12 protein-coding genes are annotated in these 13,301 nt (G+C 71.6%); all 12 read right to left on the bottom strand.

Annotated elements, in window-relative coordinates:
* Positions 1–301 precede the first annotated feature (301 nt).
* The 12 genes from ACFY23_RS11400 to ACFY23_RS11345 all read right to left on the bottom strand — a co-directional run bounded on the left by ACFY23_RS11400 (position 302) and on the right by ACFY23_RS11345 (position 13,300).
* A complete protein-coding gene (locus ACFY23_RS11400; RefSeq protein WP_350678980.1) occupies positions 302–1,846 on the bottom strand; it encodes an FGGY-family carbohydrate kinase in 1,545 nt (514 codons plus the stop codon).
* Positions 1,846–3,480: a fucose isomerase gene (locus tag ACFY23_RS11395; protein WP_350678978.1), complete on the bottom strand. Its 1,635-nt coding sequence runs from the start codon at positions 3,478–3,480 to the stop codon at positions 1,846–1,848. The genes ACFY23_RS11400 and ACFY23_RS11395 overlap by 1 nt, the downstream gene beginning before the upstream one ends.
* Positions 3,481–3,512: 32 nt before the next feature.
* Entirely contained in the window at positions 3,513–4,391 is an 879-nt protein-coding gene (locus tag ACFY23_RS11390; protein WP_350678976.1) for a dihydrodipicolinate synthase family protein, read from the bottom strand.
* Entirely contained in the window at positions 4,388–5,413 is a 1,026-nt protein-coding gene (locus ACFY23_RS11385) for a sialidase family protein (protein ID WP_350678975.1), read from the bottom strand. Before ACFY23_RS11385 ends, ACFY23_RS11390 begins: the two co-directional genes overlap by 4 nt.
* Positions 5,410–6,936 (bottom strand): tripartite tricarboxylate transporter permease, encoded by a 1,527-nt coding sequence (locus tag ACFY23_RS11380; RefSeq protein WP_350678974.1) that lies wholly within the window; start codon positions 6,934–6,936, stop codon positions 5,410–5,412. The genes ACFY23_RS11385 and ACFY23_RS11380 overlap by 4 nt, the downstream gene beginning before the upstream one ends.
* Complete coding sequence (locus ACFY23_RS11375) at positions 6,933–7,415, bottom strand: tripartite tricarboxylate transporter TctB family protein (RefSeq protein ID WP_350678973.1); 483 nt, start codon at positions 7,413–7,415, stop codon at positions 6,933–6,935. Before ACFY23_RS11375 ends, ACFY23_RS11380 begins: the two co-directional genes overlap by 4 nt.
* 2 nt (positions 7,416–7,417) lie before the next feature.
* Positions 7,418–8,377: a tripartite tricarboxylate transporter substrate binding protein gene (locus ACFY23_RS11370; RefSeq protein ID WP_350678972.1), complete on the bottom strand. Its 960-nt coding sequence runs from the start codon at positions 8,375–8,377 to the stop codon at positions 7,418–7,420.
* Between the two features lie 2 nt (positions 8,378–8,379).
* The gene (locus tag ACFY23_RS11365) at positions 8,380–9,033 is read right to left on the bottom strand and encodes a GntR family transcriptional regulator (protein ID WP_350678970.1); all 654 of its coding nucleotides are present in this window, start codon (positions 9,031–9,033) and stop codon (positions 8,380–8,382) included.
* 446 nt (positions 9,034–9,479) lie between these two features.
* Positions 9,480–9,887, bottom strand: coding sequence for a hypothetical protein (locus ACFY23_RS11360; RefSeq protein WP_350678968.1), 408 nt, complete (start codon positions 9,885–9,887; stop codon positions 9,480–9,482).
* A 217-nt stretch (positions 9,888–10,104) separates the two neighbouring features.
* Complete coding sequence (locus ACFY23_RS11355) at positions 10,105–11,682, bottom strand: hypothetical protein (RefSeq protein WP_350678966.1); 1,578 nt, start codon at positions 11,680–11,682, stop codon at positions 10,105–10,107.
* Positions 11,682–11,981: a YciI family protein gene (locus ACFY23_RS11350; RefSeq protein ID WP_350678964.1), complete on the bottom strand. Its 300-nt coding sequence runs from the start codon at positions 11,979–11,981 to the stop codon at positions 11,682–11,684. Before ACFY23_RS11350 ends, ACFY23_RS11355 begins: the two co-directional genes overlap by 1 nt.
* Entirely contained in the window at positions 11,978–13,300 is a 1,323-nt protein-coding gene (locus ACFY23_RS11345; RefSeq protein WP_350678962.1) for a hypothetical protein, read from the bottom strand. The genes ACFY23_RS11350 and ACFY23_RS11345 overlap by 4 nt, the downstream gene beginning before the upstream one ends.
* Position 13,301: the final 1 nt, after the last annotated feature.

Raw genomic sequence — 13,301 nt, 5'->3', positions numbered from 1 at the left:
CGCGTCCCCCGGGGGGTGTGCGGCGGCCCCCCCCGCCGGGTGTCCCGGGGGGGCCCCCCGGCCCGCCCGGGGGGGGGGGGGGGGGCCCCCCCCCGGGGGGGGGGGGGGGGGGGGGGCCCCCCCGACGCGATCGGTCAGGGGCCGGAACAGGTGGTCCCCGGACGCGAAAGCGGGAGCCGGCCAGGTTGGCCGGCTCCCGCATGCACGACGGCACCACGATCGACGCCGGCGGCGATCGCTCCGCCGGCCCTGGTCGGGCCACGGTGGCTGCCGCCGTCAGGCGGCCGGGGCCAGCCGGGAGCTACGCGGCGCCGGTCACGGCCGCCGCTGATCCGTTCCGGTCGGGTCGGGCGGCACCCGCCTGTTGCAGTCGGGCCAGCGCGTGCACCTGGCCCCGGGTGTTCTGGTACAGCGACGTGTACTGCTCGAACAGCAGGTCGTAGGTGCCGCGGGCGGCGGGATCGGGTTCGATGATCTCGCCGGGACGGGTCCAGTCGGTACCGGGCGGCACGAGGCCGCTGCCGATGGCGGCCATGAGCGCGTCACCGTAGCTGGCGCCGATGGTGACGTGCGGGACCTCCTGCCGGCGCCCGCTGACGTCGCTGACGATCCGGGTCCAGAGCCCGCCCTGCGTCCCCCCGCCCACCGCGACCAGCCGGTGCACCGGATTCGCCTCGGTGTCGAGGAGCCCCAGGATCTGCCGGATGCCGAAGGCGATGCCCTCGTACACCGCCCGGAACAGGTGCCCGCGTCCGTGCCGAAGGGTGAGTCCGGCGACCACCCCACGCGCGTCCGGATCGAAGATGGGGGTCCGTTCGCCGGCGAAGTACGGCAGCACCAGCAGGCCGTCGGAGCCGGCGGGCACCTGCGCCGCCTCGCGGACCAGCGTTTCGAACGGCACGTTGCCGACGAGGTCCTGGACCCAACTGGTGAGGCTGCCGGACGTGGCCATGCCGGCGGCGAGGCAGTAGGCGTCCGGCCCGGCACCGGCGGTGTTCCACAGCTGCGGGTGCCGGGCCAGGTCCCGCAGGACCTGGACGAAGAACATGGTCGACCCGTACATGAGCATCAGGTCGCCAGGGTTCCGGACGCCCACACTGAACGCCTCCGCCCACGCGTCGACCGTTCCCGCGCAGACCGGGGTGCCCTCCGCCAGGCCCGTCGCCGCGGCAGCCGCCGCGGTCACCGTGCCGACGATCTCCGCGGACCACGCCAGGCGCGGCGCCGGGAGGTCACCGAGGATGTCGTCGTACCAGGGCTGGTGCCAGCGTCGCGCCTGGATGTCGTAGAGCGGCACGCACTGGCTCGCGGTGTGGTGGTCGATGACGTACTCGCCGGTGAGTCGCCGGACGACGAACGAGCTGGAGTTGTACCAGCGACGGGCCCGCGCCCATGCCTCCGGCTCCCGCCGGCGAACCCAGAGGGCTTTCGGGCCGACCGCCTGGGACGTGATCGGCGTGGCACAGCGGTCGAGTACCTCGTCCGCGCCGTACCGGTCGGTCAGCTCGTCGATCTCCGCGGTCGCCCGCATGTCGATGCCGTAGAGGATCGCGGGCCGCACGGGGCGGTCGTCCTCGTCGCAGAGCACCAGGCACGGGCCCACGCCGCTGACACAGACGGCGGCGATCGGTACGCCGTCCGCCTTCGCCGTCAGCTCCGAGGTGATGGCGACGACGTCCTGCCACCACACGCTCTCGGCGTCGACCTCCGCCCACCCCGGCCGAGGCATGGACATCGAGTGTGGGCGGGGCCGGACGGCGGTCGCCACCACCGTCCCGTCCGGGTCGGTGAGGACTCCCTTGCTGCTCCCGGTGCCCAGGTCGATGCCGAGCAGAAGTGGACCCATCAGATGTGCACGTCCCCGCAGAGATGGACGGCCACGCCCAGGGACTCGAACATCGCGGCCTTGGCCAGCAGGGCCTTGTCGGCGGTCTCGGCGTCGGGCGCGTAGACGACGTTGAGGTGGTTGGCCTTGTGCCGGGCCATCAGCTGGTCCCGACCGACGCCGTGCAGCACCGCGTGCATGATGGGCCACTCCGGGTTCGTCGCGTCGAGGCGGCGCTGGGTCTCCTCCGCCGGCAGCTCCACCGCCGTGCCGCGACCGAGGTCGACGTGCAGCGCGCCGTCCATGATGAACACCCGGGACCAGACGATCTCGCCCGGCTTGGACACCCCGCTGAGCGTCCCGCCACCCAGGGGGAAGAACATCGGCGGCTGCCGCATGCTGTAGCTCTTGTCGTAGCCGCCGTTGTGCGAGGCGGGCACGGAGCCGGAGATCTCCATGACCCAGACGAACCGGCCGTCGTACTCCTCGCCCCACCGGATGTCGTGCAGGGTGGTGGCCGGGTCCAGGCCCATCGCGTTCCAGATGCGGTTGGTGACGAGGGAGTCGACGGCCACGCCCTCGTCGACCTCGTTGAAGTGCGGCAGCGGCTGCCCGGCGTACAGCTCCCGCTTGCCGTCGCGGCTGAGCACCGGCGGGCGGTTGGCGTCGTTGAGCAGACCCTCGGCCAGGTCGCTGGCCGGCACCGTGTCCTTCAGGCCCTGCTGGTACTGGATCCCCACCGCGTCCAGGCCGAAGTCGTCGGCGATCCGCAGCGCGGCGATGTACATGCGGAACTGGCTGAGCAGCTGGGCGTCGGTGAGCTCCGTCGCCTCGTCGGTGCCGGTGTGGAAGGTCATGCCGGCGGCGTCCAGCCAGTCGCGGACGGCCTGCGCCTCGTCGTCGCCGACCCGGGCCATCTCCGCGACCAGCGCGCTCTGCGAGAGCCGCTCCTTGTAGATGCCCAGGGGGTTGAGCAGCTCGTCGTCGATGATGGCGTTGTACATGCCCATGCAGCCCTCGTCGAACACGCCGATGATCGCCTTTTCGCGCGTGAGCTGCGCGGCGAGGGCCCGACCCAGCTCCACCTCCGGGCCGGACGGAAGCGCCGGGAGGTCCCGGACGTGGCTCTGGTCGTGGGTGAGCGCTCCGGTCTCCAGCCAGGTCTGGAGTCCCTTGAGAGCCCAGTCGTCAGTGAAGTTCTCGCTCCAGAGGATGGAGTGCGCGACGCCCGCCTTGGTCAGGCTGGCGGTCAGGCCGAGCAGGCCGACCAGGCCGGGGAACTGACCGCTCCAGTTCGCCACGACGAGGATCGGCCCGCGGTGGGTGCGCAGCCCGGCCAGGACGTGGTGGCTGTACTGCCACACCGCCTCGGCGACGATCACCGGCGCCTCCGGCGGGATCGTCCGGAAGACCTCGATGCCCTGCCGCTGGCTGGCGATGAATCCGTGCCCGGCATCGGCGTCGACCGGGTGGGCACGCCGCGTGCGCCAGCCCAGGGATTCGACGGCCTTGGCCAGGTCGGCTTCGAACTGCTGCTGCACGGGCCAGCAGGTGACGTTCGCGCTGAGCCGCAGGTCACCGCTGGCGACGGTGTAGACGACGCCGGGCTCGGCGGAGGCTTCCTCGGCCAGGACGGGAAGGGTGTAGGTGGTCACGGATGGTTCCTCTCGCGCGTGGGCGGGTGGGGTCAGAGCAGGTCGGCGACGTCGGCCTCGAGCGCACGGCGGTCCTCGGGCGAGATCGGGTCGAGCGGGGCGCGCAGGCCGCTGGCGGGGACGCCACGCAGTTCGAGGACCGCCTTCAGGTGGGCGAGGTTGCCCTGCCGGGTGGCGGCGACGGCGCGGTGGGCCCGCTCCCGGGCCGCCGCCAGCGCCTCCGCGTCCCCGCTGCGGAGGGCGTCGCGTACCTCGAGGAAGGGTGCCGGAAGCGCGGAGCTGACACCGGAGACCACGCCCGTCGCCCCGATGCCGACCACCTCGACGAACTCGGAATCGGCGCCGGAGTAGACCGCGATCTCCCGACCGTCGAGCGCCGCGAGGTACTCACCGACGGCGGCGCTGCCCTCCCCGCTGATCTTCACACCCGCGATACCGGTCTCGGCCAGGCGCGCGAGCAGGGCCGGCGTCACCGTCGTGGTCGTGCGGGCCGCGAAGAGGTACGCGTAGACGGGCACGTCGCCGGCCCGCGCGACCACCGTCTCGTAGTAGGCCAGCACGGCCGACTCGGTCGCGGCGTAGTAGTGCGGCGTGAGCGCGGCGAGGCGGCGGGCGCCGCGGTCCACCGCCGCCCGGGTGAGGCTCGCTGCCTGATGCGTGGATGCGGCACCGACGTGCCAGTACGTCCGGTCGGGGCCGAAGGCTTCGCCGGCGGCGGCGCACACGGCGAGGCGCTCGTCGTCGGTGAGCGTGGTGAACTCACCCGTCGTGCCGGCGACGAACACGCCGTCCAGCGGCGCCTCCGCCAGTTGCGTGTAGGCGGCCTTCGTCGCTCCGATGTCGAGAGCGCCCTCGCTGTCGAAGAGGGTCGTCACGGCGCTGATGAGATTGGCGGTGCGATAGGCAGTCACAGGTTGCTCCGGTTCGAAGGGGTGAGCGTGGCGAGCACGATGCCGCGTCGCTGCCAGGTGTAGGTGACGGCGAGCCCGTCGGGCGTGCGGACGAGGCAGGGGTACGAGAACTCGTTGACGCCGGTGGTGACGACGCCCGAGTCGGCCGGCTGGTAGCCCTCGCCGCCCGTGCTCTCCAGCGATTCCTCGAGGGTCGCCCAGGGCTGCCAGGAGGCGCCGTCGTCGAACGAGCGGGAGACCAGCAGCGGTGCCCGCGACGCCCAGTCGCCACTGGCGGGGTTGTGGGCGAGGTACACGACCTCGTCGACCGCGCACGCGCTGACCCCGGAGTTGTTGTTGGGGACGCTGCTCAGCGCTCCGGCCGGCCAGGTCTCGCCGTCGTCTGCGCTGGTCGAGGAGACGAGCCGGCCGGCGGTGCTGCGGGCGAGAAGGCGGACCTCACCCGCGGGGTTCTGCCACAGCGTGGGCTGGATGATCCCGGCGCCGGGGAACGTGTCGTGGTCGATGGCGATGTCCTGGGTACGACGCCACGACCGGCCGTCGTCGTCGCTGATGTCGACGAAGGAGTCCCAGCGTGGCGCCGCTCCCCAGGTCTCGGTGGAGGCGCCGGCGAGCAGCCTGCCGGATCGCAGGCGCACCGGCGGCGTCCGCACCGGCCCGCGTCCCCCGACGTCGTCCGGCAGGAGCGGCTGCGGCGCCGACCACGTCCGGCCCCCGTCGAGCGAGGTCGCCAGGAACGTGCGCCACGACGAGATGGTCGCTCCCACCTTGAAGAACAGCAGCAGGGCTCCCGAGTCCTGCGGGTGCAGGACCGGGTTCCAGCAGGGCGCGAGGTCCCCGCTGACCACCACCGGGGCGGACCAGTCACCGCCGGCCCCGCGGCTGAGCCAGATGCGTGAGTTCGCGGCGCCTTCGTGGTCGCCCTGGAACCAGGCGACCACGAAGGCGCCACCGGCCTGGCACACGGTGCTGCCGTGGCACTGGCCGGGCACGTCCCGCACCACGAAGTGCTTCTCGATCACCTGCCGACTCCGGCCGGGTCTCGGGGATCGGTCGGCTCCTGTTGGGCCGCACGACGACGAGCCTTCATGCGGGAGCGGATTCGGGGCACCGCGAGGGCCAGGACCGCGGCGACGAGGAGGAACATGGCGATCGGGCTGGTGTAGATCGTTTCGAAACCCCCGATCTCCATGGAGCGACGGAAGTTCCGCTCGGCCAGGGGGCCGAGGATGAGACCGAGCACGACCGGCCCGGCCGGAATGCCGAACCTGCGGAAGAGCAGGCCGATCACGCCGAACAGGAGCATGAGGCCGACGTCGAAGACGCTGTTGTTGACCGCGTACGTCCCCACGATGCAGAAGGTCACGATGACGACCCAGAGGAAGCGGCTCGGTAGTTCGAGCAGCTTGGCGACTCCCCGCATCCGCAGGAGGCTGAGGCCCAGGGTCAACAGCGTCGCGAAGATCAGGATGCCGGAGATGGAGTACACCAGGTCCGGCTGCTGCGAGAAGAGGCTGGGGCCGGGCTGGATGCCCCAGATGATCATCGAGCCGAGCATCACGGCCATCACCGAGTCGCCCGGGACGCCGAGAGCGAGCGTGGTCAGCACGGAGCCACCCACGCCGGCGTTCGACGACGAGTCGGCCGCGGTCAACCCTTCCAGCGAGCCCTTGCCGAAGCGTTCGGGCTCCTTGGAGACCCGCCGCGCCTGGTCCCAGGCGACGATGCCGCCGATGTCGCCGCCCGCCGCGGGCAGGATGCCGACGACGGTGCCGACGGCCGAGCCGACGGCGACGGGCTTGATCATGGACCGGTTCTCGGCCTTGTTCGGCCACCAGCGGCCGAAGCTACGCACCGCCTTGTCGTGGGTCTGGGCCCGGCCGACCATCTGGGCGAACACCTCGGTGATCCCGAACAGGCCGATGATCACGGCGATGAACGGGATGCCCTCGACGAGCTGGTCGATGCCGAAGGTGAAGCGGTCCGAGCCGTCCAGCGGGTCGCGGCCGATGGCGCCGAGGGCGAGGCCGAAGATGCCGGCGATCAGACCCTTGATGATCTTGCCGCCCGAGACCTCGATCATCATGGTCAGGCCGAAGACCACCAGGGCGAACATCTCCGGCGACCCGAACTCCAGCGCCAGGTTGCTCAGCGGAACGGCGGCGACCATCAGGACGGCGATGCCCACCAGCCCACCGATGGCCGAGGCGAATGCCGAGGCGGTGAGCGCTATGCCGGCCTTGCCCTGACGGGCGAGCGCATAGCCGTCGAAGGTGGTCGCGATGGAGGCGGGTGTGCCGGGGGTGTTGATGAGGATCGCCGGCACGCGGTCGCCGAACTGTGCGGCCACGAGGATGGTCAGGAGCACCGCCAGACCGGGCAGCGGATCCATGGTCAGGGTGAAGGCGCTGGCCAGGGCAACCGCCATCGTCGCGCTGATGCCGGGGAACGCCCCGACGAGCATGCCGATGGCGGCGCCGGCAAGGACGCAGAGCCCGATCTCAAGGGTGAAGAGGGCGCCGAAGCCCTCGACGAGAGCGCTCATACCGGAACTCTCAGGAGGATTGCGAACAGGACGTACAGCACCACCGTGATGCCGGCGGGAAAGAGGACGAGGTCCTTGATCCCGCGTCCGCCGGCGATCCAGGTGAGCGCGGCGACGAAGATCATCCCGGAGGCCAGGAAGTGGACGTAGTACCAGAGGACGCCGAACGCGAGGGTGGCCAGCACGAAGCCACCCACCCGCAGCATGCCGACCCGGGTGGCCGGCTCGACGTCGTCGTCCTTGGGCGCGGAGATGAAAGCGCTGACGATCTGCAGGGCCGACATGCCGATCATTCCGATACCCAACGCCTCGGGCCAGATGCGGGGGCTGACGGCGAGGGCACGGTCGGGCAGTTCGATCGATCGGGCGAGGACGAGGAGGACGACGCCCAGGACCAGGAAGACCACACCCAGTGCTGCCTCGCGCCACGGCGAGGCAGCACTGGGGTCACCCTGCGGGACGGGGTGAGTGTCGGTCATAACTAGTAGATCTCGCCGAAACGATCGAACTCGGACTTGGCGAAGGTGGTCGCCTCGTCGGGCGAGGTGGCCATCGGGGTGTTGCCCGCCTTGGTCATCACGTCCTTGAAGGACTGCGACGATGCCGCCTTGCGCACGGCGTCGGCGAGTCGCTGCTTGACGTCGGCCGGCAGGTTCGCCGGCGCGCCCATCAGGCCCCAGCCACCGACGACGAGGTCGGTACCGAGTTCCTTCGCGGTCGGGACGTCGGGCAGCGCGGCGACCCGCTCGGGTGCCATGACGGCGAGGATCCGCAGCCGGCCGTCCTTCGCTGCCGCGCCGGACTCGCTCACGCCGGCCATGACGGCGTTCACCTCACCCGACACGCCGGCGGCCACGGCCGGAGCGCCCCCGTCGTACGGGACGGGCTTGAAGGTCACCCCGGCCGCCTCACCGAGTGCCAGGGTGGCCGCTTCCCAGATCGCGCCGGCACCGGAGTTGGAGACGGTGATGGTGCCGGGAGCGGCCTTGGCGGCGGCGATGAACTCGTTGAACGTCTTGTACGGGCTGTCCGCCGGCACCGAGAGGGTGGCGGGCGCGTTCATGACCTGGCCGAGGATCGTGTACTGCTCCGGCTTGATGTCGGCCCCCTGGTGGCCGAGCATCGCCACCTCGACCGGGATGAAGCCGATGCTGTAGCCGTCGGCCGGCCGGTCCTTGAGGTAGGTGAGGCCGACGCGGCCGCCGCCACCGGTGCGGTTCTCCACCACGATGGACTTCCCGAGGTCCGCCTCCATCTCCTTGGCGAGGGTGCGGGCGGTCAGGTCCGACCCGCCTCCGGCGCCGGCGTGGACGACGAGGGTGAGGTCCTTGTCGGGGTAGTTGGCGGATGACGTCTCTTCACCGCCACGGTTGGCGCAGCCGGTCAGCGCGAGACTGCCCGCGACAGCCAGGGCGGCGATCTTGACCAATCTTGAACTCATCGCTAGGTCACTTTCTGGACGGGGGTGGGGGGTACTGCGGCCTGAAGGCGCGAGCAGGTCGCCTGCAGGTGGCGGTGTAGTTCGACCTTGACTTCGGAGACATCGCCGGAAGCGATGAGCTCCGCGAGGTCGCGGTGTTCCCGCGCCGAGGGTGCGAGGTCGTCCATGCGCTTACCGGAGGCGTGCAGCAGGCCCTCGATCGTGGGACGGAACTGGTTCCACAGGACGCTGAGCCGGGTCAGCGCCGCGGCGTGAAAGAAGGCACTGTGAAAGCGGATGTCGGCGGTGGTGAAGGCCGTCGAGTCACGGTCGGACACCGCCGCGTCCATGTCGACGAGGGCCGCTCTCAACTCCCTGGCGAGATGATCACGGCTGGTGGCGATGGCCCGTTCCACCGCGAGCAGTTCGAACGACTCTCGCAGGGCCATCAACTCATCGATGTCAGCCTCGCTGAGCGAGCGGGTGACCACGTTCCGGCCCGTGCCGGTGACCAGTCCCTCCGCCCGCAGGATCTTGATGGCGTCCCTGACGGGGCCCCGGCTGACCCGGAACGACTCGGCCAACTCCTCCTCGACGAGCCGCGTGCCCGCGGGTAGGTCACCCACGATGATGCGGCGACGTAGCTCGTTGGCGAGCCTCTCCCCGAGGGACTCCACCCTGATGGGTCTGACGTCTAGCACTGCAAGCCCTCCCGGTAACTGTTAACAGTTAACACTTGGTTTCACCGACGGTCAACGGTTGACAAAGAACGAGTCTCCCCCGGTTTCGCCGGCGTTTCCGGGAGGCACGCGGCGGGCGCCGGGGACTGCGGGAAGATCACCGGTCAACGCGGGGAGCTGGGGAGACACCCCCGCCGCGAAATCCTTACCAGGGCGGCCGTCGCGGACGATCCGCATCCGAGGACCGGACAGGCGCCGCAGTCCGGGCCGCTACAGACCGTGAGGATGCGACGACAGACTGGCGGGATGCGGGCGACCCGGCGGAGGACGGCCGAAGCTCGCGGGCGGCGCCGCGCATCCGCGACGAGCCGAGGTGCCCTGACCCCGCACGGGTCGGAGAGTGTCGGGTAGCCGGGCTTCTCTCCTCGTGCTGAGGTGATTCGTCAGCGGGTACGTGCGAGTTCCGCGACGTCGGCGAGGGTGGCGACCTGGTCGCACTCTTCGGGCGTCAGTTTGTTGATCAGCGCCTTGGCTGCCTGGGCCTCCTTTGTGGTGGGCAGGGCACCAGCGACGAGGGCAGGCAGGATCAGTTCGTAGCCGACCCGTGCCCGCGGGGAATACCGTGTGCGGTTACGAGCGACGGCGAAGGAGACGCGGATGGCGTGCTCGTTGCCCGCCGGCACGTTCGGCCGGTCGACCTCCCGAGCCCCGAAGCGCATTTCGTGGTGGTACGTGCACCGCTGACAGGTGGCCGGTCCCCTGGTGAGGGTGGATCCGCACTCCGTGCACGTCAGACGGTCGAGCGCGGCGTCGACGATGCGCCAGTCATGCTCGGCGGGATTGTCGACCACGAGCCAACTCAAGGCCGTCTCATCCGGTGAACCGGGCGAGACGTCCAGCTCACTGAGCAGGCGCGCCCAGGCCAGGTCGCGTCATGGCGCAACCTGCGGCAGCGAGCCACAGCGACGCCCATGCCACCGGCCTTCCCCGCCCCGGGCGGCGGACGCCGCGCGGCGGCGGCCGGTCACCCGGCCGGACCGCTGCGCACGGGGCGGGGTGAGGCGGGTTTCAGCCGGCGGAGTGGGCGTGGCGGGCGGCCCGCTCGGCCAGCCACAGCCACCGGCGCTGCACGTCGCCGCTGGTGGCGGCGACCATCGCCAGGGCGTCGCCGCGGACCGCGCCGAGGGCGTCCGCCGTCGCCGTGGAGTCGTCCAGCACCGCCGCGCCGGCGCGGAACGCCTCGGCCTCGGCCGCGCCGCCGAACCGGGGAGCCACCTCCTCGCGCCAGAAGTCCGCCCAGGACAGGTCCGGATTCCAGGTGAAGCGCGCGTACGCGAGGTAGCTGATCTCGTTGGTCGGGTGGTACGCCGACGCCTCGGCGAAGATCGTCAGCCCCCGCATGGCGGCGCCGGCGGCCCGGGTCGCCATGTCGGCGTACAGGTCGGGGACCCAGGAGTGCCGCTGCCGGTTCCACTGGGAGCCGGCGTGGGTGCGGAGCACGTTGGTGGTGTGCGGGAGCCCGTCGACGTGGTCGGCGGTGAGCCGGTCCTTGTTGTCGTGCCAGAAGCCCCGGTTGACGCAGTACTGGTAGGCCACGTCGTCGGGCAGGTCGGCCAGCGGCTTCTGCGCCTCCAGGTCGAAGATGTTGTCCCAGTAGACCTCGACGAGGTGCCGCAGTGGCACCCCCGCCGGTCCGGTGCGGCGGGCGGTCTCGAGCAGCGTCGGGTAGACCGACCGCATGGCCTCGTACGACCAGGAGGTGCGCTCGCCGCCGGTGCGGGCCACGCACCTGGCGCAGGCGCAGCTGCCGTAGTCGCCGGTCTCGAAGTTGATGCCGCCGACGGGGACGGTGTCCAGCAGCCAGTCGATCGCCTCCCGGTGCCAGGCCAGGTTGTCGGGCTGGGACGGGCAGGCGGCCATCATGTACTCGCTTGCCGGGAAGTGCAGGTCACCGAATTCGTCGATGTCGAACCCGACCTTCTTCGGCAGCTCGGCGGCCAGGTCGGGGCGCTGACGCAGCCAGGTGGCGAGGTTGTAACGGTGCCGCCCGTCGAAGTAGATGCCGCCGTAGGCGTTGACGCCGATGCCGGCGATGATCCGTACGCCTCGGGCGTTGGCGTACTCGCACAGCTCGCGGGCCGCCTCGACGCCGCCGTGGGCGTCGCGCAGCAGCCCGTACACCACGATGCCGCCGATCCGCTCCCGGCTGCAGAAGTCGACCAGACGCCGGTAGTCGGCGCCGAACGCGTCGGCGGACTTGGCGTACGGGTTCAGGGCGCCGATCTCCTGCTGGCCGAGCTGCCGCAGGTCCCAGTTGGTGGAGTGGTCCCAGGTCCACAGGTTGCGCAGCGGCAGCCGGGGCGCCCCCTCCCGGACGCCCACCGGCACGCCGGCCGGGGTGGCCAGGGCGAGCAACTCCCGCGCGGCGTAGACCAGGCCGGCGAACGGGTCCCCGCTGAGCCGGATCTCGCCCTGCTCGGGCACCTCGATCCGGTAGCCGCCCTCGGGCCGCGCCGGGTCGGCCTCGAAGCGGACCGGCACCCCCTCCGGCGTCTCTCCCCACGCCTCGCCCAACAGCCGGGCCGCGTACGGCGCGGATGCGGCGCCCCGCACCCGGATTCCGGCGATCTGGCGGTACTGCGACATCAAGACCTCCCGAGGGACTGCGGGGTGGCGGCGAGGTAGTCGACCACCTCGATGCCGGTCCACACCCGGTGCTGCCAGTACGGATCCTGTTCGACAAGGCTGCGGGCGCCGGCGGCGTCGGCGGCCCGCAGGACGAGGACGGAAGCGCCGAGGTCGGCCCGCGCCCCGGCGAGCAGGGCGGTGCCGTCGGCGAGCAGGGCCTCGACGTGGGCGAGGTGGGCCTGCCGGTGCGGTTCCCGGCGGGTGGCGGCGTCCGCGGCGAACGTGGCCATGACCAGGAAGGTCGGTTCGAACTTCACGCCTCACCGCCGATGGCGTCGAGCAGCCGCCGCATCGCCACCCGGTAGACCGTCTGCGGCCGGCCCGCGCCGGTGCTGACGTGCACGCCGACCTCCTCGGCGAAGCCGGCGGCCCGCAGCGACTTGAGCAGTCGGCGCGCCGAGCGCGCCTCCACCCCGTAGGCGTCGGCCAGGGCCCGCGCGGTCACCTGGTTCGGGTCCATCTGGTGCAGCGCGTCCAGCAACCGGCGGGTGGACAGCGGCCCCAGACGGAGCTGTTCGGAGATCCGCAGGACCTCGGGCGCGGTCTCGCGGAGCCGTTGCTTCACCGGGCTCTCCCGGCTGGAGTAGATCTGCCCGTCGGGGAAGACGACGTGGGTGTCCCCGCTGCCACGGCCGAGTGCCAGCGCCTTGCGGGCGTTGTCCTCGGCGGCGGCGATGGTGGTGCCGGCGCCGAAGCCGACGGTGTGCTCGACGTCGACACCACGGAGGGTCAGCAGGGAGGCGTGGCCGGCCCGGTGCCGGGCGATCGCGCTCTCGACGGTGCCGCGGGTCGTCGTGATGAGCAGCGTCCGGTCGTCGATCGTGCCCAGCCTGCCCCGCATCCGCTCGGCGTGTTCGAGCAACGCCTCGCGCAGCCGCAGCCGCTCCCGTTCCATCTGGTACGGGTCCTGCTGGCGGCTGGCGGGCTCGGTCAGCTCGATCATCATCACCGCGATCTGGGTGGCGCGGGACTGTCGTACCTCCGCGGCGAGCCAGGCCCGGCGCAGGGCGTCGCGGACGGAGGCACGGGTGTGTTCCACCCGCCAGACCGGCACCCCGCTGTCGGCCAGGTCGCGGTGCACCGCGCCGAGGCAGGTCAGGCACGCCTCGACCGCGCCGGAGGCGTACCGCTCGCGGTGGAAGGCGGTGATCTCGTCGAGGCCGGAGAAGAGCAGACCGGAGGAGTCCGCGATGGGCAGGATCTCGGTCGGCGGCACCAGGTCGATGTCGTGGTACGTCTCGCGGACGATGTCGGCCTCGATGGTGTCCACGCTCACCGTGGGCAGCCGTCCCCCGCTCGCCAGCAGCATCCGCGACAGCGTCCGGTAGAGGTCGATACCGGCGTGCGGCATGTAGTCGATCTCGGCGCGCAGGTCGCCGGCGGCGGCGGCGAACGCGTACGGGATGCGCCCGGTGAAGAGCAGCACCTGGCACAGCTCGTCGAGTTCGCGGGCCAGCCCGAGGGCCTGCTCCGGCCGGGTGTACGTGCGGGCGGTCAGGTCCGTGGCGCGTCCCTCGCCCGCGGCGACCTCCTGCACGAGCCGGATCGAGTCCTCCGGACCGATGATGCCGATCACC

It is taken from the genome of Micromonospora sp. NPDC000121 (assembly GCF_042899165.1).
Classification (GTDB): domain Bacteria; phylum Actinomycetota; class Actinomycetes; order Mycobacteriales; family Micromonosporaceae; genus Micromonospora.
This window is presented reverse-complemented; position numbering and strand designations above follow the sequence as displayed.